15 protein-coding genes are annotated in these 21,959 nt (G+C 60.7%); 7 read left to right on the forward strand and 8 right to left on the reverse strand.

Annotated features, from left to right (window positions below; translation table 11 throughout):
• The first annotated feature begins 23 nt into the window (after nucleotides 1-23).
• The 3 genes from glnA (at nucleotide 24) to hspQ (ending at nucleotide 2,893) form a co-directional block, all read left to right on the forward strand.
• The gene (gene glnA, locus FHW37_RS30490) at nucleotides 24-1,433 is read left to right on the forward strand and encodes a type I glutamate--ammonia ligase (RefSeq protein ID WP_145643324.1); all 1,410 of its coding nucleotides are present in this window, start codon (nucleotides 24-26) and stop codon (nucleotides 1,431-1,433) included.
• A 100-nt stretch (nucleotides 1,434-1,533) separates the two neighbouring features.
• The gene (locus tag FHW37_RS30495; protein ID WP_145643325.1) at nucleotides 1,534-2,472 is read left to right on the forward strand and encodes a DMT family transporter; all 939 of its coding nucleotides are present in this window, start codon (nucleotides 1,534-1,536) and stop codon (nucleotides 2,470-2,472) included.
• A 91-nt stretch (nucleotides 2,473-2,563) separates the two neighbouring features.
• Nucleotides 2,564-2,893, forward strand: a complete 330-nt coding sequence (hspQ, locus tag FHW37_RS30500; RefSeq protein WP_145643326.1) for a heat shock protein HspQ — start codon at nucleotides 2,564-2,566, stop codon at nucleotides 2,891-2,893.
• Between the two features lie 87 nt (nucleotides 2,894-2,980).
• Here hspQ and FHW37_RS30505 read toward each other — a convergent pair whose 3' ends face one another.
• Nucleotides 2,981-3,631, reverse strand: a complete 651-nt coding sequence (locus tag FHW37_RS30505) for an invasion associated locus B family protein (protein WP_145643327.1) — start codon at nucleotides 3,629-3,631, stop codon at nucleotides 2,981-2,983.
• A gap of 330 nt (nucleotides 3,632-3,961) precedes the next feature.
• On the opposite strand from FHW37_RS30505, the gene FHW37_RS30510 reads away from it, so the two are divergent.
• From FHW37_RS30510 to FHW37_RS30520, 3 genes are read left to right on the forward strand one after another with little or no spacing between them, the layout of a single operon-like run.
• Nucleotides 3,962-5,767 (forward strand): extracellular solute-binding protein, encoded by a 1,806-nt coding sequence (locus tag FHW37_RS30510; RefSeq protein ID WP_246691013.1) that lies wholly within the window; start codon nucleotides 3,962-3,964, stop codon nucleotides 5,765-5,767.
• 43 nt (nucleotides 5,768-5,810) lie between these two features.
• Entirely contained in the window at nucleotides 5,811-6,482 is a 672-nt protein-coding gene (locus tag FHW37_RS30515) for a DsbA family oxidoreductase (RefSeq protein ID WP_145643329.1), read from the forward strand.
• A 20-nt stretch (nucleotides 6,483-6,502) separates the two neighbouring features.
• On the forward strand, nucleotides 6,503-7,441 hold the full coding sequence (locus tag FHW37_RS30520; RefSeq protein WP_145643330.1) for a DMT family transporter: 939 nt from the start codon (nucleotides 6,503-6,505) through the stop codon (nucleotides 7,439-7,441).
• A gap of 85 nt (nucleotides 7,442-7,526) precedes the next feature.
• Here the strand turns inward: FHW37_RS30520 and mfd are convergent, their stop codons facing one another.
• On the reverse strand, nucleotides 7,527-11,048 hold the full coding sequence (gene mfd, locus FHW37_RS30525) for a transcription-repair coupling factor (RefSeq protein WP_145643331.1): 3,522 nt from the start codon (nucleotides 11,046-11,048) through the stop codon (nucleotides 7,527-7,529).
• Nucleotides 11,045-11,374, reverse strand: a complete 330-nt coding sequence (locus FHW37_RS30530) for a succinate dehydrogenase assembly factor 2 (RefSeq protein WP_145643332.1) — start codon at nucleotides 11,372-11,374, stop codon at nucleotides 11,045-11,047. The genes mfd and FHW37_RS30530 overlap by 4 nt, the downstream gene beginning before the upstream one ends.
• A gap of 107 nt (nucleotides 11,375-11,481) precedes the next feature.
• On the opposite strand from FHW37_RS30530, the gene recG reads away from it, so the two are divergent.
• Nucleotides 11,482-13,587 (forward strand): ATP-dependent DNA helicase RecG, encoded by a 2,106-nt coding sequence (gene recG, locus FHW37_RS30535; RefSeq protein ID WP_145643333.1) that lies wholly within the window; start codon nucleotides 11,482-11,484, stop codon nucleotides 13,585-13,587.
• Nucleotides 13,588-13,752: 165 nt separating this feature from the next.
• Here recG and FHW37_RS30540 read toward each other — a convergent pair whose 3' ends face one another.
• From FHW37_RS30540 to FHW37_RS30560, 5 genes are all read right to left on the reverse strand, one after another.
• The gene (locus FHW37_RS30540; protein WP_145643334.1) at nucleotides 13,753-14,454 is read right to left on the reverse strand and encodes a DUF502 domain-containing protein; all 702 of its coding nucleotides are present in this window, start codon (nucleotides 14,452-14,454) and stop codon (nucleotides 13,753-13,755) included.
• Between the two features lie 90 nt (nucleotides 14,455-14,544).
• Nucleotides 14,545-16,371 (reverse strand): glutamine--fructose-6-phosphate transaminase (isomerizing), encoded by a 1,827-nt coding sequence (glmS, locus tag FHW37_RS30545; protein WP_145643335.1) that lies wholly within the window; start codon nucleotides 16,369-16,371, stop codon nucleotides 14,545-14,547.
• Between the two features lie 222 nt (nucleotides 16,372-16,593).
• Nucleotides 16,594-18,930 (reverse strand): membrane-bound PQQ-dependent dehydrogenase, glucose/quinate/shikimate family, encoded by a 2,337-nt coding sequence (locus FHW37_RS30550; RefSeq protein ID WP_145643336.1) that lies wholly within the window; start codon nucleotides 18,928-18,930, stop codon nucleotides 16,594-16,596.
• 380 nt (nucleotides 18,931-19,310) lie between these two features.
• Nucleotides 19,311-20,669 (reverse strand): bifunctional UDP-N-acetylglucosamine diphosphorylase/glucosamine-1-phosphate N-acetyltransferase GlmU, encoded by a 1,359-nt coding sequence (glmU, locus tag FHW37_RS30555; RefSeq protein ID WP_145643337.1) that lies wholly within the window; start codon nucleotides 20,667-20,669, stop codon nucleotides 19,311-19,313.
• Between the two features lie 201 nt (nucleotides 20,670-20,870).
• Nucleotides 20,871-21,944 (reverse strand): BMP family ABC transporter substrate-binding protein, encoded by a 1,074-nt coding sequence (locus FHW37_RS30560; protein WP_145643338.1) that lies wholly within the window; start codon nucleotides 21,942-21,944, stop codon nucleotides 20,871-20,873.
• Nucleotides 21,945-21,959: the final 15 nt, after the last annotated feature.

The raw sequence follows: 21,959 nt of genomic DNA on the forward strand, positions 1-21,959 counted from the left end.
ATCTAACATCGAGGAAGGTTCATATGACGAGCGCAAGCGAAATCATGAAACAAATCAAGGAAAACGACGTCAAGTTCGTTGACCTTCGCTTTACGGACCCGCGCGGCAAGCTGCAGCACGTCACCATGGACGTTGCGGCTGTCGACGAAGACATGTTCGCCGATGGCGTCATGTTCGACGGCTCGTCCATCGGCGGCTGGAAGGCCATCAACGAGTCCGACATGGTGCTGATGCCCGACGCGGCAACGGTGCACATGGACCCGTTCTTTGCCCAGTCGACCATGGTCATCGTCTGCGACATTCTCGACCCGATTTCGGGCGAAGCCTATAACCGCGATCCGCGCGGCACGGCCAAGAAGGCCGAAGCCTATCTGAAGGCATCCGGCATCGGCGATACCGTTTTCGTCGGCCCGGAACCGGAATTCTTTGTCTTCGACGACGTCAAGTACAAGGCCGATCCCTACAATACCGGCTTCAAGCTCGACAGTTCCGAACTGCCGTCGAACGACGACACCGATTACGAGACCGGTAACCTCGGCCACCGTCCGCGCGTCAAGGGCGGCTATTTCCCGGTACCGCCGGTCGACAGCCTGCAGGACATGCGCTCCGAAATGCTGACCGTGCTCGCCGAAATGGGCGTCGTGGTCGAAAAGCATCACCATGAAGTCGCATCCGCCCAGCACGAGCTCGGCGTCAAGTTCGACACGCTGGTGCGTAATGCCGACAAGATGCAGATCTACAAATATGTCGTGCACCAGGTCGCCAATGCCTATGGCAAGACGGCAACCTTCATGCCGAAGCCGGTTTTCGGCGATAACGGCTCGGGCATGCACGTGCACCAGTCGATCTGGAAGGACGGCCGTCCGACCTTTGCCGGCGACGAATATGCCGGCCTGTCGGAAAGCTGCCTCTATTACATCGGCGGCATCATCAAGCATGCCAAGGCAATCAACGCCTTCACCAACCCGACGACGAACTCCTACAAGCGTCTCGTCCCGGGCTATGAAGCACCGGTTCTGCTTGCCTATTCGGCCCGCAACCGTTCCGCGTCGTGCCGCATTCCGTTCGGCTCCAGCCCGAAGGCAAAGCGCGTCGAAGTCCGTTTCCCGGATCCGGCTCAGAACCCCTATCTCGGTTTCGCCGCCATGCTGATGGCCGGCCTCGACGGCATCAAGAACAAGATCCATCCCGGCAAAGCCATGGACAAGGATCTGTACGACCTGCCGCCGAAGGAACTGAAAAAGATCCCGACCGTCTGCGGCTCGCTGCGCGAAGCCCTCGACGCTCTCGACAAGGATCGCAAGTTCCTGACCGCCGGCGGCGTCTTCGACGACGACCAGATCGACGCCTATATCGAACTGAAGATGGCGGAAGTCATGCGCTTCGAAATGACGCCGCATCCGGTCGAGTTCGATATGTATTACTCGGCCTGACGGTCACATCATTCAAACCAGAGACGGCGGGGGAAATCCCGCCGTTTCCGTTTTCAGATCATGCCGGCCACCCTGCCCCGGCTTTCTCTTCCGGTGCTTCATGGCCGATACCTCCAAGCCAACCTCGACCCAGACTTCGGCGGGGCCGACCGACTGGCTGATCTTCCTTCTCGTTCCGCTGTTCTTTTCCAGTAACATCATCTTCGGCCGCGGCATTATCGGCGACGTGGCGCCGTTCATCACGGCCTTCCTGCGCTGGTTAGGCTCGACGCTGGTCATGCTGCCCTTCATCTATGCCGACCGGCACGCCTCGCTCACCCTGCTGCGCCGACATTTCGGGCTCTGGCTGGTGCTGGGCTTTCTCGGCATGGGCGTTTGCGGCGGTGTCGTCTATTGGGCGCTGAATTTCACCACCGCCTCCAACGGCACGCTGATCTATACGACCTCGTCGCTGTTCATCATCGTTTTCCAGTTCCTGTTTTCAGGGCGCCCGATCGGCGGCCGCGAACTGATCGGCATGGCGATCGCCTTTGTCGGTGTCGTGGTCATCGTCCTGCGCGGCGATCCGGCAGCGCTGCTGCACCTGAATTTCAATATCGGCGATCTCGGGATTCTGGCTGCCGCGATTGCCTTTGCGATCTATTCGATCCTGTTGCGGCAGCCCGCCCTGAAGGCGCTGAAACCGCTCAGCCTGTTCGGTTTGATCGCGCTTTCCGGCGCTCTCGTTCTGCTGCCGCCAGCAGCTTACGAGTTCACCCATGGCGGTGCGGTGCCCGATTCCGCCGCCGACTGGTGGAAGATCGCCGGCATGGTGGTCTTCGCGTCGCTCGCCGCCTTCTACTGCTTCCAGCACACGGTGCGCGTCTTCGGACCTGCGACTGCCGGCGTGACGCTTTATCTGATGCCGCCGCTTTCGATCGTCATGGCGGTTCTGTTCCTTGGTGAAAGTTTCGAGACCTATCACGCGACCGGCGTGGTGCTCGTGCTTGGCGGCGTCATTCTCGCCACCGCGCGTGGCCGGAATGCAGCAAAACCTTAAGCTTAAAAGGAACGATACCTGAACAGATGCATTAGTGACTTGATGCCGGAGAATTTTATTCCCACATTGGACTGCGAAAGGATGTCGCACCATGAAACAGAGGAATGCCAAATTCACGATCGGAGAAGTCGTACGCCACAAGGTTTTCCCCTTCAGAGGCGTAGTCTTCGACGTTGATCCGGAATTTTCCAATACGGAGGAATGGTGGAACGCCATTCCGGCAGAGATCCGCCCGAACAGGGACCAGCCTTTCTACCATATTCTGGCCGAAAACGACGAAACCGAATATGTGGCCTATGTCTCGGAGCAGAACCTGGTGCATGACGAAAGCGGCCAGCCGCTGCGCAATCCGCAGGTCTACCAGATCTTTGACCGCGGCCCGAGCGGACACCTGAAGCCCAAGGTCATGCTCGCCCATTGAGGCTCGCGGATCTTTCCAAAAATGTATGCAAACAAAAAAGCCCGGTTCGATGAACCGGGCTTTTTCTTGAACTGTGAAAGACGAGGCTTACTGGCCCTGCTTGGCAGCGTTCTGCGCTTCTTCAAGCTTCTTGCGGGCTTCCTCGGCCTTCTTCTGCATGCCTTCTTCCAGGCTGCGCTGGCTTTCGGCAAGCTGCGACTGGGAGATTGCCGCGCCGTCATAGGCGCCGGTGAAGCCACTCAGCGAAACCTTGATCGGGTTCGGAGCGCGGCGGAAGTTGATCGATGTGAAGACCACGTCCGTGCCCTTCTTGAGGCTCGCGATCATCGCGTCGGTCAGCGGCACTTCGGCGGTGCACTTGTCCGGCAGGCAGATGGCGTAATCGAGCTTCTGGCCCTTGCCGCCGTCGATCTGCATGACGATGCCCGGCTGAACCATGCGGGCGGTCGGAACCGAAACCTGCAGCAGCTTGCGGTTGACCTTGCCTTCGACGCTGATCAGGCCAACGGCAGTGATCAGCTGGCCGTTCTGCGCGAGAATGACGTTCTGGACGACGCAGAGGTCGGCATCGTCCTGCTTGGTGCAGGTCTTGAACCAACCGAGCGGCGGAGCACCCGGAGCGCCCTGGGCCGGTGCAGCTTCCTGCGCCATTGCGGAAAGCGGCAGCGCGCTCGCGCCGAAGGAAAGTGCGAGTGCAGACATTGCCGTCCGCATGACTTGGGTTGCCTTAAGCTTCATAACGAAATCCGTCTCCTGAAATCCGTCGGGGTGCGGCCTTACGCCAAGCACGCCCCGGCGTGTCCTACTGCCCCGTGAACTGTCGTTCAAATGAGGCAATTGAATGACCCGCCTGTTCGCACTTCTGTTACATCGCCGAGCCGTCGATATCCAGCCTTTCTTTTCGTATTTTTTGACAATGCCTTAACTCATGCCACCGTTGCTTTGCCCTGGAACGGTTGGTGAGCCGGGGGTGATGGGCTATTTTCCATCCGAATCAGTCGAGTTGTTGTTCAGGACGGTGTCATGCGGCGTATGCTTTCTCTCGCGACCACGTTGCTCATGACGAACATGGTCATGGTCACAGCAGGAATGGCTACCGCGCTGATGACCACGCCGGTCATCGCCGAGCCGCTGCACGGCATCGCCATGCATGGTGAGCCGGACCTTCCCGCGGACTACAAGAACTTCCCTTACGTCAATCCGCAGGTGAAAAAAGGTGGCAGCGTCCATTATGGCGTCGTCGGCACCTATGACAGCCTCAATCCGTTCAACCTGAAAAGCATCCGCACAACGGCGCGCGGCATTTGGGATCCGGGCTTTGGCAATTTCATCTACGAATCGCTGATGGTGCGCTCGTCAGATGAGCCGTTCACGCTTTATGGCCTCCTGGCCGAAAGTGTCGAATGGGACGAGAACCGGACCTATATCCAGTTTAACCTCAACCCGAAGGCGAAATGGTCCGATGGGCAGAAGGTGACGCCGGAGGACGTGATCTTCTCCTTCGAGATCCTGCGTGACAAGGGACGCGTACCATTCTCGAAGCGGCTCGATCCCGTCAAGTCGATGGAAAAGGTCGGCGAAAACGGCATTCGCTTCACCTTCAACGAGAAGGCCGACCGCGAATTTCCGCTGATCATCGCCGCCTCGACGCCGATCCTGCCGAAACATGCGATTGATGCTGCAACCTTCGACCAATCGACCCTTAAGCCGCCGATCGGCTCCGGCCCCTATCTCATCAAGTCCGTGTCGCCGGGCGAGCGGATCGTCTATCAGCGCAATCCCGACTACTGGGGCAAGGACATTCCCGCAAAAGTCGGCTTCGACAATTACGACGAGATCAGTGTCGAATATTTCCTGCAGGACAACACGCTGTTCGAAGCCTTCAAGAAGGGCGCGATCGACATCTATCCGGACGGCAGCCCAACCCATTGGGATCGCGCCTATGATTTCCCGGCGCTTGCCAATGGCGATGCGGTCAAAGAGACATTTCAGTCGCAATTGCCGACCGGCATGCTCGGTTTTGTCTTCAACATCCGCCGGCCGATCTTCGCCGATGTCAATGTGAGGGCTGGTCTCTCGCTTGCCTTCGATTTCGAATGGGCCAACAAGAACCTGTTCGAAAACGCCTATACCCGCACGCAAAGCTTTTGGCAGAACTCGCCGCTGACCTTCCTCGGTCATCCCGCCGATACGCGGGAGCTGGCGCTTCTGGGGTCTGCGAAGGATCGCGTCGAGCCGGAAATCCTGGCCGGAACCTACCAGGTGCCAAAAACCGATGCATCCGGCGCCGACCGGCAGATCTTACGCCGCGCCGTCGATCTGCTCGCCAAGGGCGGATACAGGATCCGCAACGGCAAGATGGTCAACAAGGCCGGCCGGCAGCTTTCCTTCGAGGTGATGACGCAGACGCAGGACCAGGAGAAGCTGGCGATCGCATATCAGCGGACCCTGAGGCTGATCGGCGTCGAAATGTCGATCCGCACTGTCGACGATTCGCAGTACCAGTCGCGCTCCGGCAGTTTCGACTATGACATGATCGTCAAATCCTACCCCTCCTCCCTGTCGCCCGGCATCGAGCAGGTGGGGCGCTGGGGATCTTCGTCACGAGATACCCAGGGCAGCTTCAACTTTGCCGGAACCGCCGATCCCGATCTCGACCGGATGATTGCCGCGATGCAAAGCGCCCGCTCGGAAGAAGACTTTCAGGCCGCAGTGCGCGCCTATGACAGTCTGCTGGTTTCGGGTCACTATCTCGTGCCGCTTTATCATGTCGCGGATCAGTGGGTGGCGCGGCGCAAGCATATAGGTTATCCGAAGAAACTGCCGCTTTATGGCTACCAGCTCAACACCTGGTGGGACGAGCGGGCGCAATAGAATTCCACCCGCCTCAAAAAGATCAGACAGGAAAGGTGCCGCCATGGAACGGCTCACAATCGACCTCATTTCCGATGTCGTCTGCCCATGGTGTTACCTCGGCAAGGCCCGGCTCGAGCTTGCCATTGCCGAAGTACAGGATGAGGTCGGCGTGGAGATCAACTGGCGCCCCTACCGGCTCAACCCGGACATTCCGCCGGAAGGCGTCGATCACCACAAATACCTGGCCGACAAGCTCGGCGGTGCCGATGCCGTTCGACAGGCGCATGAACGACTGACCGCCTTCGGCAAGGAAGTCGGCATCAATTTCGATTTCGCCGCCATTAAGATCGGCCCCAACACGCTCGATGCGCACCGGCTGCTGCACTGGGCGATGATGGAAAGCAAGGAGATCCAGGACCGGGTCGCAACCGGCCTGTTCAAGGCGAATTTCGAGGAAGGCCGCAATGTCGGTGATCATGCCGTGCTGGCCGAGATTGCGGAAAAGGCCGGGCTGGACCGCAAGGTGATCGAGAACCTGCTGGCCTCGGAGGCCGACAAGGACACGGTCGTCGCCGAAATCGAGGCGGCGCAGAAAATGGGCGTCAGCGGCGTTCCATTCTTCATCATCGACGGCCAATACGCCGTCAGCGGCGCCCAGACGCCGGACGTTCTTGCCGGTGCCTTCCGTGACATTGCCAAGTTGAAGACCGAAGCCCGCAAGGCGATGCTCTAATTCTTTCGAAAGCCCAGACAGTGCAAAAAGACCAGACCGTCAAAGGGCTTATCCTCGCCCTTGCAGCCTTCGCGGCCTATGCGTGGAGCGATGCCAGCGTCAAACTCCTTCACGGCACGATGAGCGCCTATCAGGCGGCTTCTCTCGGCGCCGTCTTCGGCCTGATCGGCCTGCCATTCCTGATGAAGTCTGGTGATCGCTGGACCGACGTCTTCGCCACGACCAACCGGCCGCTCTGGCTGCTGCGCTTTGCCTCGCAGGCTTTTGGTACGATCGGCAGCGTCACCGCCTTCACCCATTTGTCGATGGCGGAAGCTTTTGCGCTGATCTTCCTTCTGCCCTGCTTCGTCACCATCATGTCGGTGGTGTTTTTGAAGGAAAAGGTCGGCATCAATCGCTGGAGCGCGGTGGTCATCGGCTTTATCGGCGTTCTCATCGTGCTCAGGCCCGGATTTCGCGAACTGTCGATCGGCCATGTCGGCGCCGTGTTCGGCGGATTGAGCGGCGCCATCTCGATCGTCGTTTTCCGCGCCATGGGACCTTCCGAAAAGAACATCTCGCTTTATGGCGCCGGCATGCTGGGCACGGTGCTGGTCTGCGGCCTGCTTGCCATACCGGACATGACGGTTCCGAGTGCAACGCAATGGCTCTATGTCGCGGGTTACGGCATATTTGCAGCCGTCGCCGCCGTCTTCCTGATGTATGCGGCAGCCTATGTGCCTGCGACCGCCATCGGGCCGATCCAGTATAGCCAGATGCTCTGGGCCGTCCTGTTCGGTTACCTGGTCTTCGGGGATCATATCGATCTGCCGATGGTCGTCGGCATCGTGCTGATCTGCGGCTCCGGTCTGTTGACGCTCCGCCGCGAAAAGGTCCGCGGCACCCCGCTCCCGCCGGCGGTCGCTCCCAATGCTCAGGGCGCTGCGATGATCGCGCCGGAAGCAGACGACAAACGCTGAGTTCATCAGAACACGCTGCAAAAGACAAAGGCCGGAGAGCATCGCTCACCGGCCTTTTCTTTGTCTTGCAGACGGGTCCGTCGCCTCAGCTCTTCGCCAATTCCGCGAACTGCGTCATGATCTGCGCTGCAGCCGTCAGACGTTTCATCGGCGTCGGCAGGTCGCGGTTGAGGAAAATGCTCTGGTCGGGCCTGATCTTGGCGAGCGAACCCTGCTTGGCGATATACTGAACGAGGTTTGCCGGATTGGGGAACTGCTTGTCGCGGAAGACGATGACGACGCCCTTCGGACCGGCATCCACCTTCTCGACATTCGCCTTGCGGCAGAGCGACTTGATATAAACGACCTTGAGGAGGTTCTGGACTTCCTGCGGCATCGGGCCAAAACGGTCGACCATTTCCGCACCAAAACCGTCGATTTCCGAGAGTTCCGTGACCTCGCCGAGACGGCGATAGAGGCCCATGCGCAGATGCAGGTCCGGCACGTAGTTTTCCGGGATCATCGTGGTGATGCCGACCGAGATCTGCGGCGACCAGCCGGTATCGACCACCTCGTCATCGCCCTTCACCTCGGCCACCGCCTCTTCCAGCATCTGCTGGTAAAGCTCGAAACCAACTTCCTTGATATGGCCCGACTGTTCCTCACCGAGCAGATTGCCGGCGCCACGGATATCGAGATCGTGGCTTGCCAGCTGGAAACCGGCGCCGAGCGTATCGAGCGACTGCAGGACCTTGAGGCGGCGATCGGCCATCTGGGTCAGCACCTTGTTCACTGGCAGGGTGAAGAGCGCGAAGGCGCGCACCTTGGAACGGCCGACACGGCCGCGCAGCTGGTAAAGCTGAGCGAGGCCGAACATGTCGGCCCGGTGCACGATCAGCGTATTGGCCGTCGGCACGTCGAGACCGGATTCGACGATGGTCGTCGACAGAAGCACATCGTATTTGCCGTCGTAGAAGGCATTCATGATGTCTTCCAGATCGCCGGCCGCCATCTGGCCGTGCGCGACGGCGACCTTGAGTTCCGGCACATCCGACTGCAGGAAAGCCTGGATTTCCGGCAGGTCGGCCAGACGCGGGCAGACGTAAAAACTCTGGCCGCCGCGATAATGCTCGCGCATCAGCGTCTCGCGGATGACGAGCGGATCAAACGGCGAGATGAAGGTGCGGACCGCCATGCGGTCCACCGGCGGCGTGGTGATCAGCGACAGTTCGCGAACGCCCGTCATGGCAAGCTGCAACGTGCGCGGGATCGGCGTTGCCGAGAGCGTCAGGACGTGGACGTCCGTTTTCAGATCCTTCAGCCGCTCCTTGTGCTTGACGCCAAAATGCTGCTCTTCGTCGATGATGAGAAGCGAGAGGTTGGCGAACTGGATGCCGGTGCCAAGCAGCGCATGGGTGCCGACAACGATATCGACCTTGCCATCGGCGAGATCCTTTTTCGTCTGCGCCAGTTCCTTGGCGGTGACGAGGCGCGAGGCCTGGGCGATCCTGATCGGCAGGCCGCGGAAACGTTCCGAAAACGTCTTGAAATGCTGGCGCGCCAGCAGCGTCGTCGGCACGACGACTGCCACCTGGGCGCCGTTCATTGCCGCAAAGAAGGCGGCGCGGAGCGCCACTTCCGTCTTGCCGAAACCGACGTCACCGCAGACAAGGCGATCCATCGGCCGGCCGGCGGCGAGATCGTCGCGCACGGCCTCGATGGCGTTTTCCTGATCCTCGGTCTCGTCATAGGGGAAACGTGCGGCGAACTCGTCGTAAAGGCCTTCCGGCGTGGCAAGAACCGGCGCCTTGCGCACCATGCGGGTGGCGGCGATGCGGATAAGGTCGCCCGCCATATCGAGCAGGCGCTTTTTCAGCTTCGCCTTGCGGGCCTGCCATGCGCCGCCACCGAGACGGTCCAGCTGTGCTTCCGCCGCATCCGAGCCGTAGCGCGACAGGAGGTCGATGTTTTCGACCGGCAGGAAGAGTTTTGCCTGATCGGCATAATGCAGTTCGAGGCACGCGCGCGGTGCGCCGGCCGCCTCGATTGTGATGAGGCCGACGAACTTGCCGATACCGTGTTCGGCATGGACAACGAGCGAGCCTTCATCGAGGCCGGCGACTTCGGTGAGGAAATCCGCCCCACGCTTGCGGCGCTTGCCGCGGCGGACCATCCGGTCGCCCAAAATATCCTGTTCGCCGATGACGACGATATTGCCAGTCTCGAAGCCAGCTTCAAGGCTGAGCACGCCGGAGGCCGCCTCGCCTTTTTCCAATTTGTCGAGATCGGCCAGCTTTTCGATCTGGCGGATGCGTTTCAGGCCGCGCTCGTCCAGCACCTGCAGCAACCGGTCGAGCGAACCGGCGGACCAGCCGGTGACAAGCACTTTCGAACCCTCGGCGCGCTTGTCGGCGATATGTTTGACGACGAGGTCGAAGACGTTGACGCGGTCCTCGTTCTCGCTGCGGGTTTCCGATTGCGCTTCGGCCTGGCTTTTCGCCCAGCGCGGGCCGGCATGGGCGTCGAGCGTCACCACGCGGCGACCTTCGGCATCCATTTCGTTGAATGGCGTCAGGCGCAGCGCATTGCGCTCGTCGAGAGCCGAGGCGAATGCCTTGCCGTCGAGATAGAGCTGGCCCGGCGAGACCGGCTTGTAGGGTGTGGCCTGTGCGGCAGCGCCCTTGCCCTGGCTCGCCTGATCGCGGCGTGCCTCGTAATAGTCGATGACCAGTTTCGAGCGCTCGTTGGCCGCCTCGCGCACCGTGTGGTCGGTGACGATGCGAAAGCCGTCGAGATAATCGAAGGCGGTTTCCAGCGTGTCGTAGAAGAGCGGCAGCCAATGTTCCATGCCGGCATAACGGCGGCCTTCGGACACGGCTTGATAAAGCGCGTCGTCGCGGGTGGCAGCGCCGAACAGCGACAGGTAATTCTTGCGGAAACGGCTGATCGTATCGGGCGTCAGCGTCACTTCGCTCATCGGGTTCAGGTCGAGCGAACGCGCCTGGCCGGTGGTGCGCTGGCTTGCCGGATCGAAAGAGCGGATGCTTTCCAGCGTATCGCCAAAGAAGTCGAGGCGAACCGGCTCTTCGGTGCCGGGCACGAAAACATCGAGAATGCCGCCGCGGACGGCAAATTCGCCGACTTCACGCACGGTCGAGACACGGTCGAAACCGTTGCGCTCCAGCCGGGCGGCAATATCGTCCATGCGGATCTGGTTGCCGGGCTTGGCAGAAAAGGCGAGGCTTTCGATGATCTCGGACGGCGCGATCTTCTGCAGCATGGCGTTGACCGTGACGAGCACGATCGCCGCATGCGGCTTCTTGGCATAGGAGATCAGGCCCGAAAGGGCGGCCAGTCTCCGGGCGGAGACATCGGCACTGGGCGAGACGCGGTCATAAGGCAGACAGTCCCAGGCCGGCAAGGTCAGGACGGGAATTTCCGGCGCCACGAAGGACAGCATCTGCTCGACATCGGCCATGCGGTGGCCATCGGACATGACATAGGCGACCGCCTGCCCCGTCCGCGCCAGTTCGGCCAGAACCAGCGGCTCCATGCCCGGCGGCACATTGCCGACGATCAGCGGCGTTGCGGCCGCTGCAATCTTCTTGGCGTCGAAGCCGGAAATCATTTCGTGCTCCCGAGCTTTTCAGCTAGCGACTCTTCCGTCACCGGCGAGAAATCCGGCTTGTAGGCGGCAACACGGGCAAAGAGCGGCGTGTCGCGATCGGCCGGAAGCGCCTGTGCGCCGGTAATCCAGGCATGCAGGTCATGGTCGTCCTCGCCCATGATCAGTTCGAACTCGTCGAGCTCGACATCCGAAAGTGCTGCGATCTCCGCCTCGGCAAAAGAACCGAAGACGAGATCCATCTCGCGAATGCCGCGATGCCAGCAGCGATAGAGAATGCGCCGGCGGCGCGGGTCGAGATCCGCGCTGGTGCGCGCCAGGCCCGTCACGAGCAAATTCCAGTCATATCGAAGTCCCTGTTTTGCGGTTCATATAGGATTGTTTTCGGCCCGCGTCACCTTGCCAAATGGGCAAAACTTATCGCAACTTGCGCCGCATGCGCCCTGCCCTCCTCGATCCGCTGTTTTCCACCGTCGCCTCGCTTGCCGGTGTCGGCCCGAAACTCGCAGACCTCCTTGCCCGCGTCACCGGACGCGAGGATGCCGATGACTGCCGTGTCCTCGATCTGCTCTTCCACGCGCCCTTCTCGATCATCGACCGGCGCAACCGGCCGGGCATTGCGCTGGCACCGCAGGGCGTGATTGTCACCATCGAGGGACGTGTCGATCGCCACCAGCCGCCGCCGCGCGGCTCCAACATGCCCTACCGGGTGTTTCTGGTGGATGACACAGGCGAACTGGCACTGACCTTCTTCCGCGCCAAGGGCGACTGGCTGAACAAATCGCTGCCGATCGACGAGATGGTCATGGTCAGCGGCAAGGTCGACTGGTTCAACGGCCGCGCCTCGATGGTGCATCCCGATTTCATGGTAAAAGTCTCGGAGGCGGAAAACCTGCCTTTGGTCGAGCCGGTCTATCCGCTCACCGCCGGGCTTTCGCCAAAGGTTCTTCGCCGGACGATCGATGGGACGCTGGCGCGTATTCCGGAATTTCCCGAATGGGCGGATATGGCCCTGACGCAGCGTCAGGGCTTTCCTTCCGTTTCGGAAGCCTTTCGCCAGCTGCATGATCCGCGTGACGCGGCCGATCTCGATCCGAAGGCACCGGCGCGGCGAAGGCTTGCCTATGACGAGTTTCTGGCCGGTCAGGTTTCTTTATCGCTGGTGCGCCAGAAGGTTCGAAAAGTGCCGGGGCAGCCGATCCGGGTGAAGGGTGAGCTTGCGGCAAAGATCACCGCCGCCTTGCCCTTCTCGCTGACGCCGAGCCAGCGCAGCGCCGTCGATGACATCCTGAAGGACATGGCCGGCGAGGACCGGATGTTGCGGCTACTGCAGGGCGATGTCGGGGCCGGTAAGACGCTGGTTGCGCTTCTTTCCATGGCAGCTGCGATTGAGGCCGGCGGCCAGGCGGTGCTGATGGCGCCGACCGAAATTCTGGCACGCCAGCATTTTGCGACGATCTCGAAACTGGCGGGTGCCGCCGGCGTCAATGTCGATATCCTCACCGGCCGCACCAAGGGCAAGGAGCGCGACCAGATCGTCGAGCGGATTGCGTCCGGTGAGGCGCAGATCATCATCGGCACCCATGCGCTGTTCCAGGATGCCGTCAACTACAACAACCTCATGCTGGCAGTCGTCGATGAACAGCACCGGTTCGGCGTGCACCAAAGACTGAGGCTTACCGCCAAGGGCATTTCCCCGCATATGCTGGTGATGACGGCGACGCCGATCCCGCGCACGCTGGTTCTCGCCGCCTTCGGTGACATGGATGTCTCGAAACTCACGGAGAAGCCGGCCGGTCGCAAGCCGATCCAGACGGTGACGATCCCGACCGAGCGGATCGGCGATATCGTTGCCCGCCTGAAAGGCGCCGTGGCCGAGGGCAAAAAGGCCTATTGGATCTGCCCGCTGGTCGAGGAGTCGGATGTGTCCGAACTGATGTCGGCGGAGGAGCGTCACGCGGTTCTCGCCCGCGAACTCGGCGCGAAAAATGTCGGGCTTGTGCATGGGCGGATGAGCGGGCCGGAAAAGGATGCGGTCATGACCGCCTTCAAGAATGGCGAGATCCGGCTGCTGGTCGCAACGACCGTCGTCGAGGTCGGCGTCGATGTGCCGGATGCGACGATCATGGTGATCGAACATGCCGAACGCTTCGGGCTTGCACAGCTGCACCAGCTGCGCGGCCGTGTGGGACGTGGCGACGAGGCCTCGACCTGCATCCTTCTCTACAAGGGACCGCTCAGCGAAACCGGCCATGCGCGGCTCTCCATCCTGCGTGACAGCGAGGACGGTTTTCTGATCGCCGAAGAAGATCTGAAACTGCGCGGGGAAGGCGAGCTTCTGGGCACCCGCCAGTCCGGCACGCCGGGCTTTCGGATCGCCAGCCTCGAGGCGCATGCCGACCTGCTCGAGATCGCCCGCAAGGATGCGGCCTATCTACTCGATCGGGATCCCGATCTTACCAGCGAGCGCGGTGAGAGCATGCGGGTACTCCTATACCTGCATCGCCGTGACGAGGCGATCCGGTTCCTGAGAGCAGGGTAACGAGCTTAATGGCAAACCTGTTGACGGTCGATTTCGTCATCCTCGCGCTTGTCGCGAGGATCTAGTCACGCCAGCAATATCAGGCACTTGCAGATCCTGGGGACAAGCCCGAGGATGAAGGCGGAGAGGGTTGCGACCTTCGTCGATGGCCCGAATGAACAGCTGCTATTTGCTGGCAGACAGATTGTCAGGCGCTGGCAGAACTGGAACCGGCGCGGGTTTTGGCGCATATTCGGGAGCGATCAGGCCGCCGGAAATCAGCAGCTTGGCGCCCTCTTCCGGCGTCATGTCGAGCATGACGATCTTGCTCTTCGGCACGAACATCAGAAAGCCTGCGGTCGGCACCGGCGTCGGCGGCATGAAGACACCGACCATTTCCTCACCGTCCTGATTGAGCTTCACGGCAATCTCGCCGGACGCATCACCCGAGATGAAGACCAGCGCCCACATGCCGGGGCTTGGAAACTCGATCAGGCCGCATTTCTTGAAGGAGGTGGACTGTTCCTTCAAAACCGTTTCGAGGATCTGCTTGACGCTGCGGTAGATCGTGCGGATCAGCGGCATGCGATGCAGGATCGACTCGCCGAAATTGACGATCGAGCGGCCGATCAGGTTCTTACCGAGAAAGCCGATAATGGTGATGAACAGGACCGCGACCACCAGACCCGTGCCGGGAATGGTGATGTTGAAATAATATTGCGGATCGTAACGCTGGGGAATGTAGGGCGTCACCCAGCTGTCGGCCCAGTCGATGAAAGTGAAGGTCAGCCAGACAGTGATCGCCAGAGGCGCACAGATGATCAGCCCGGTGAGGAAATTGTTCCGGAGTCGGCCTGCCAGCGATATTCGCTCCGGACTATCGCTCATGCGCTTTCCTTAAATTCATCGATGCATTGCCGCGTTAACCACGCGACAATGCCGGATGCCTTGCTGCGATGCAAGAAAAAGCGATGCGTATCACTCGACAGTGACGGATTTGGCCAGATTGCGCGGCTGGTCGACGTCGGTGCCCATGAAGACTGCCGTATGATAGGCGAGCAGCTGGATCGGCAAGGAGAAGATCATCGGCGAAATGATCTCGTCGACATTCGGCAGCACGATCGTCGCCATGGTCGGCAGTTTCGAGGCGGCCGCGCCCTTTTCATCGGTGATGAAGATGATCTTGCCGCCGCGGGCCGCCACTTCCTGCATGTTCGACACGGTCTTTTCGAAGAAGCGGTCATGCGGGGCAATGACGATGACCGGCATATGTTCGTCGATCAGCGCAATCGGACCATGCTTCAGCTCGCCGGCGGCATAACCTTCTGCGTGGATATAGGAGATTTCCTTGAGTTTTAGCGCGCCTTCCATGGCGAGCGGGAAGCTCGTGCCACGGCCGAGGTAAAGCACGTCCTTGAAGCGAGACAAGTCGCGCGACAAAGCTTCGATTTGCGGCTGGATGTCGTTCAACACCCGGCTCATGATACGCGGCATTTCCGAGAGATGTTTGACCATGGCCTTTTCATCACCGGCAGTGACCGTACCGCGAGCGCGACCTGCACCGATCGACAGTGCGGCGAGAACGGCGAGCTGGCAGGTGAAGGCCTTTGTCGATGCGACGCCGATTTCCGGGCCGGCAAGGATCGGGAAGATCGCATCCGATTCCCGGGCAATCGTCGATTCCCGGACATTGACCACGGCACCGATCTTCAGGCCCTCGTCCTTGCAATAACGCAGCGAGGCAAGCGTATCGGCGGTTTCGCCGGACTGGGAGATGAAGAGCGCGGCCTGGGTCGGCGACAGCGGCAGTTCGCGGTAGCGGAATTCCGAAGCGACATCGATCTCGACCGGCAGGCGCGCATAACGCTCGAACCAGTATTTGCCGACGAGGCCTGAGAGATAGGCGGTGCCGCAGGCGGAAATCGCCAGGCCGGTGATCTTTGCAAAATCGATCGGCGTGTCCTGCGCCTTCACCGTATGGGAGGCGAAATCGATATAATGGCTGAGCGCATGGGAGATGATCTCCGGCTGCTCGTAGATTTCCTTCTCCATGAAATGGCGATGGTTGCCCTTGTCGACCATGAAGGCGGCGGCCTGGGAAATCTGGCTCTTCCGCTTTACCGGCTTGCCATCATAATCGATGATCTCGGCGCCCCTGTGCGTGATGATCGCGCAGTCGCCATCGACGAGATAGGTGATCTCGTTGGTAAAGGGCGACAGCGCAATCGCGTCGGAGCCCAGGAACATCTCGCCACGGCCATGGCCGATCGCGAGCGGCGGCCCAAAACGGGCGGAGAAGATCGTGCCGGGATCGTCCTCGAACATCACGACCAGCGCATAGGCGCCGGAGACGCGGTTGAGCGTGGCGAGCATGGCCGCGCGGTGATCGAGGCCCTGGCGGGTGTATTTTGCGAGAAGATGGGCGACGACTTCCGTATCCGTCTGGCTGCTGAAGACGGCGCCTTCCGCAAGCAGTTCGTCCTTCAGCTCGGAAAAGTTCTCGATGATACCGTTGTGGACGACGGCAACGCCTTCGACGAAATGCGGATGGGCATTGGCCTCGTTCGGCACGCCATGGGTGGCCCAGCGGGTATGGGCGATGCCGATCGTGCCCGGAAGGGATGCTTCGTCGAGCTTCTTTTCGAGATTATAGAGCTTGCCTTCCGCGCGGCGGCGGTCGAGGCGGCCCTCGTGGATGGTCGCGACACCGGCCGAATCGTAACCGCGATATTCGAGCCGCCTCAGCGCATCGACCAGACGCGCCGCCACCGGTTCATTACCGACAATCCCGACAATCCCGCACATAAAGATCTCTCCAAATTTTCATTCCGCGCGAATTCCTATCGGAACGCGCTCACCGCGCAATCATCCGCGCGGTCACTTTCGATATCGGATCGTAACGCGAAATTCTTAATTCCTTGACGCCGACCGTTTTCGTGGAATTTCCGACACGAAAAAGGGAGGCGGATCGCTCCGCCTCCCCCTGCTTATCAGGCTTTATTGTCACCCCTGAGTGACGTCCTGCCGTTACTTGCGCAGACGGTAGGCGACCACGTAATCGCCGCGCTGCGGGCTCTGGCGGGCGCCGCCGGCAGCGATCAGCACGTACTGGCTGCCGTCCTTGCCCATATAGGTCATCGGCGTCGCCTGGGCGCCGATAGGCATGCGGCCCTTCCACACTTCGTCACCGGTCGCGGTGTCGATGGCGCGCAGGTAGAAATCCTGCGTGCCGGCATAGAAGGTCAGGCCACCGGCGGTCGTCAACGGACCACCGAGCGTCGGCATGCCGATCTGCATGCCGAGCGGAACCTTGAGGCCGTTCGGCAGGACGCTGTCTTCGACGGAGCCGAGCGGGCGCTGCCAGACGAGCTTGCCGCTTTCCAGATCGACGGCCGAGAGCGTGCCCCACGGAGGCATGTGGCAAGGAACGCCGAGCGGCGAGTAGAAGCCGCCGCGCAGAGCCGCAAACGGCGTGCCGGCCTGCGGGTGAACGCCAGCGTCATGGCTCATATTGGCCGACATTTCCGGCGTTGCCTGTTCGCGCAGGATCAGTTCTGCGAGCTGCGGCATGCGGATGTCGTTGATGATGCCAAGTCCGCGGCTTTCGTCGATCGCCATCGAACCCCAGTTCATGCCACCGTAGAAGCCAGGATAGATCAGCGTGCGCGCACCCTGGATCATCGGCGTGTACTGGCCTTCATAACGAAGCTTCTTGAAGGCGATACGGCATGCCAGCTGGTCGAACGGGGTTGCACCCCACATGTCGGCCTCGGTCAGCATTTCGCCGCCGAGATGCGGCATGTCCACCGAGAAAGGCTGGGTCGCCGAGATGACGTCGCCTTCCTGATGCGTCTGGGTGACCGGACGCTCTTCGACCTTCTTGACGGGTTTGCCGTCGCGGCGGTCGAGAACGTAGATATCGCCCTGCTTCGTCGTCTGGACAACGACCGGCGTGCCGTCGGCCATGTCGTACAGAGCCGGCTGCGAAGCGGTATCATAGTCCCACACGTCGTGATGGACGAACTGGAAGTGCCAGCGCTCGCGGCCGGTCGCGATGTCGAGAGCGACGAGCGAAGCGCCATACTTGTTGGTCGCCTCATTGCGGTGCGCGCTCCAGAAGTCGGGCGTACCGTTGCCGATCGGCAGATAGATCAGGCCGAGCTTGGCGTCGAAGGCGGGCGTCGACCACATATTCGGCGTGCCGCGCGTATAGCTTTCGCCTTCCGGCGGCAGCTTGGTGATATTCGGGTTGCCGAGATCCCATGCCCAGACCAGTTCGCCGTTTTCAGAGCTGTAAGCGCGGATAACGCCGGACGGTTCGTTGGTTTCGCGGCCGTCACGCACCCAGCCGCCGATGATGACCAGACCATTGGTCACAGTCGGCATCGAAGTCGGGAAGTAATAGGTGTCCGGAACATCGCCCAGACCGGCCTTCAGGTTGGCTGCACCATTGGTCCCGAACTGGCCGCAGGTTTCGCCCGTATTGGCGTCGAGCGCGATCATCTGCGCGTCGATCGTCGTCAGGATGATGCGTGCGTGGCACTGCTGGCCTTCCGGCACGGCAGCACTTTCATAATAACCGACGCCGCGGCAACGGTTCCAGAACGTGTTGCTCTTCGACTTCGGGTCGAAACGCCACTTTTCCTGGCCCGTCGTCGCATCGAGCGAGATCACCTTGTTGAGCGGCGTGCAGACATAGACATTGTCGCCGATCTGGGTCGGGGTGTTCTGGAATTCCGATCCCTTGACCGGTTCTTCACCGGTGCGGAAGGTCCAGGCGACCTCGAGATTGGAGACGTTCGCGGCGGTGATCTGGTTATAGGGGGCAAAGCGCGTGCCGGCGCCGCTATAACCGTAATACTGCCAATTGGTGCCCTGTTCGGACGGCTTTGCGCCATCCCGTGCGGCAACCGGCGCCTGCGGACGAAGAACGCCCTGCGGCTGGAAGGCGCCCCATGCGCCATAGGCAACAATGGCAACGAGAATGACGGCAATGCCGAAGCCCGGAAGCTTTGCGCCCTTGCCGGCCATGGCCGGCAGAAGAAGTGCGGCAAGAATGCCGATCACGACGAAGGGTGCCAGACGGGGAACGAGGCCCCAGAAGGCGAAGCCGACTTCATAAACGCCCCAGACCGCCGTCGCGAGACCGATCAGCAGGAAGAGGACGAGGCCGGATGCCTTGCCGCGCAACAGAAGCAGGGCTGAAACCAGAAGCGCGATACCGGCGATCAGATAATACCAGGACCCGCCAAGCGTGATCAAATAACCGCCCCCGGCCACAAAGGCCGCTCCGAAGAGAGCAAGGACGACGGCGAGTGCAATCACAAGCCATCTGAACGGCTTGTGGGATGTGAGCTCCGCCACGGAAATTCTCCATTAAAATTAAAGGGAAGCCGCGTCCCGGAACGGGCAGCGACAGCTGCGCGAATTTGCACACTTGACATGGGTTCGCCGCAAGCTTGCCTCGGAATTGCCGTCAAAAAACCATGAAGTCAACGATTCTCCCCCTGATTTTATGGGGTATTGGCAAATAATATGACTCTTCTAGTCATATTTTAAGACGCAAGCAAGGGAGCAGCGGGGCGCCGGAACAGTGCGGCAAATCGCCATATGTTACGCATATGCGAATAAATCAGCGGCAAAACCGGATTTCAAAGCAGCGTTGCAAAGCCGGTGCGATCACGCGCACCGGGCTACAGGCTCCATCCGAGCCTCACCTCACATTTCCGTGAGAAGTCGTCTCGTCAGCTTTTTTGGCGACTTTTCTTCAAGGCGAGCGCGCGTTCGCGAATCACCGCGGCGCGGTCCGGCTTGGTTTCCTGCCTCGCCCGGCCAAAGGCGAGCGCATTGGCCGGAACGTCCTCGGTGATGACGCTACCGGATGCGATATAAGCGCCATCGCCGATCGAGACCGGCGCCACGAGGGAGGAATTGGAGCCGACAAAAGCATTCTCGCCGATGCGGGTCTCATGCTTGTTCACGCCGTCATAATTGCAGGTGATCGTGCCGGCACCGAGATTGGCATGGGCGCCGACAACGGCGTCGCCGACATAGGTCAGGTGATTGACCTTGGCGCCCTCGCCCACCTTGGCATTCTTCACTTCGCAGAAATTGCCGACTTTCGAGCCTTCCGAAAGATCCGCGCCGGGGCGCAGCCGCGCGAAAGGCCCAACACTTGCGCCTGCCGCGACATGTGCGCCTTCGATATGGGAAAAGGCGTGGATGACAGCGCCGCTGTCGATCTTCGCGCCGGGGCCAAAGACGACATTCGGCTCGATCAGCGCGTCCTGGCCGATTTCCGTATCATAGGCGAGAAACACGGTTTCCGGCGCGATCATCGAGACGCCAGAAATCATCAATTCGTGGCGGCGGCGCTTTTGCCAGAGGGATTCGATATAGGCGAGTTCGGCGCGGTTGTTGCAGCCGGTCAGCTCTTCTTCCGGCGCATCGACGGCCACGACCTTGCCGCCGGCCGCACGGGCGATTTCGACGAGATCGGTCAGGTAATATTCACCCTTGGCATTGTTGTTGCCGATGCTGTCGAGCAGCGACAGGGCCTTGGCACCATTGATCGCCATCAGGCCGCTATTGCACCAGGTGACCTTGCGCTCCTCGTCGGTCGCATCCTTCTCCTCACGGATCGCGACGAGCTCGCCGTCTTTCACCAGAAGGCGGCCGTAACCGGTCGGATTGGCAGTATGAAAACCGATGACGACGATATCGGCGCCTTCGGCCAGCTTTTCACGCGCCGCGGCAAAGGGCGTCGCGGTGATCAGAGGCACATCGCCGTAAGCGACGAGGATGTCGTCATATCCCTTTGCGATCGCCTCGCGCGCCGCAAGCACGGCATGACCGGTGCCGAGCCTTTCGGTCTGGGTGAAAGCCTGGACGGAGATGCCATCGATCGAACCTGCCTTGGCGACACGCTCGGCATCGCGGCCAACGACCAGCGCGGCATCGGTCATCCCGGCAGACGCGACAGCCGCCATGACATGAGCGATCATCGGGCGAGAGGCGACCGGATGCAAAACCTTCGACATGGAGGATTTCATGCGCGTGCTGTCGCCAGCGGCGAGGATGACGGCAAGGCAGGAACGGCTCATGGATAATCTCCCTATCGGCAATCGCGGTTTCATAGCAGGAACATGATTGAAGCGCGATAAACGCCTTCTAAATGGCTGCAACAAAAAGGGCGCCCGAAAGCGCCCTTTTGTTTAAATTGCCAGCCCCTCGCCTTTGCTCGGGGCGTTCGTCACTGCAATCGATTCACTGGATCGATTGCTCGGGCTTCGCCCGACCGCTCCTTACTGCGGCAGCTTGTCGTCTACGCCTTCGACGTAGAAGTTCATGCCGAGCAGCGTGCCGTCGTCGGCCTTTTCGCCAGCCTTCAACCACGGCGTACCGTCCTGCTTGTTGATCGGGCCGGTGAACGGATGCAGTTCGCCCGACTTGATCTTGGCTTCGGTCTCTTCCGCCATCGCCTTCACGTCGTCCGGCATGTTGGTGTAGGGCGCCATGGTGAGAATGCCGTCCTTCAGGCCGTCCCAGATCTGTTCAGACTTCCAGGTGCCGTCGAGCAGGGCCTTGGTGCGCTTGATGTAATAGGCGCCCCAGGTATCAACGATCGCGGTCAGCTGGGTCTTCGGACCGGCTGCGATCATGTCGGAGGCCTGGCCGAAGGCGTAGATGCCGCGCTCGGCAGCGACCTGCATCGGAGCGGTCGTGTCGGTGTGCTGGGTGAGGATATCAACGCCCTGGTCGATCAGCGCCTTGGCAGCGTCGGCTTCCTTGCCCGGGTCGAACCAGGTGTTGGCCCAAACGACCTTCATCTTGAAGTTCGGGTTGACCGACTTCGCGCCGAGTTCGAAGGCGTTGATGCCCATGACGACTTCCGGAATCGGGAAGGAGGCGATGTAGCCTGCGAGGCCCTTCTTCGACATCTTGCCGGCGATCTGGCCAGCGATGTAGCGGCCTTCATAGAAGCGCGAGTTATAGGTCGCGACGTTCGGAGCAGCCTTGAAGCCGGTGGCGTGTTCGAACTTCACATCCGGGAACTTGGCGGCAACCTTCAGGGTCGCGTCCATAAAGCCGAAGGAGGTGGTGAAGACAATCGAGCAGCCGGAGCGAGCCATGCGCTCGATGGCGCGCTCGGCATCCGGACCTTCCGGCACGTTTTCAAGGAAAGGTGTCTCGACCTTGTCACCAAGCGCCTTGTCGAGCGCCTGACGGCCCAGCTCATGCGCCTGTGTCCATCCGCCATCGGTGCGGGAACCGACATAGATGAAGCATACCTTCTTCTTTTCCTGGGCCTGGGCGCCGCTCGAAAAACCGCCGAGGACGGCGGCCGTAGCGGTTAAAGCGATGATCAGTTTCTTCATTTCACAACCTCTATT

This window comes from Neorhizobium alkalisoli (genome assembly GCF_007829835.1).
In the GTDB taxonomy this organism is placed as follows: Bacteria; Pseudomonadota; Alphaproteobacteria; order Rhizobiales; family Rhizobiaceae; genus Neorhizobium.

Excerpts from the sequence above, each read along its gene's own strand:
- glnA (WP_145643324.1), top strand. The coding sequence starts at position 24 with ATGACGAGCGCAAGCGAAATCATGAAACAAATCAAGGAAAACGACGTC.
- FHW37_RS30495 (WP_145643325.1), top strand. The coding sequence starts at position 1,534 with ATGGCCGATACCTCCAAGCCAACCTCGACCCAGACTTCGGCGGGGCCG.
- hspQ (WP_145643326.1), top strand. The coding sequence starts at position 2,564 with ATGAAACAGAGGAATGCCAAATTCACGATCGGAGAAGTCGTACGCCAC.
- FHW37_RS30505 (WP_145643327.1), bottom strand. The coding sequence starts at position 3,631 with ATGAAGCTTAAGGCAACCCAAGTCATGCGGACGGCAATGTCTGCACTC.
- FHW37_RS30510 (WP_246691013.1), top strand. The coding sequence starts at position 3,962 with ATGGTCATGGTCACAGCAGGAATGGCTACCGCGCTGATGACCACGCCG.
- FHW37_RS30515 (WP_145643329.1), top strand. The coding sequence starts at position 5,811 with ATGGAACGGCTCACAATCGACCTCATTTCCGATGTCGTCTGCCCATGG.
- mfd (WP_145643331.1), bottom strand. The coding sequence starts at position 11,048 with ATGATTTCCGGCTTCGACGCCAAGAAGATTGCAGCGGCCGCAACGCCG.
- recG (WP_145643333.1), top strand. The coding sequence starts at position 11,482 with ATGCGCCCTGCCCTCCTCGATCCGCTGTTTTCCACCGTCGCCTCGCTT.
- FHW37_RS30540 (WP_145643334.1), bottom strand. The coding sequence starts at position 14,454 with ATGAGCGATAGTCCGGAGCGAATATCGCTGGCAGGCCGACTCCGGAAC.
- glmS (WP_145643335.1), bottom strand. The coding sequence starts at position 16,371 with ATGTGCGGGATTGTCGGGATTGTCGGTAATGAACCGGTGGCGGCGCGT.
- glmU (WP_145643337.1), bottom strand. The coding sequence starts at position 20,669 with ATGAGCCGTTCCTGCCTTGCCGTCATCCTCGCCGCTGGCGACAGCACG.
- FHW37_RS30560 (WP_145643338.1), bottom strand. The coding sequence starts at position 21,944 with ATGAAGAAACTGATCATCGCTTTAACCGCTACGGCCGCCGTCCTCGGC.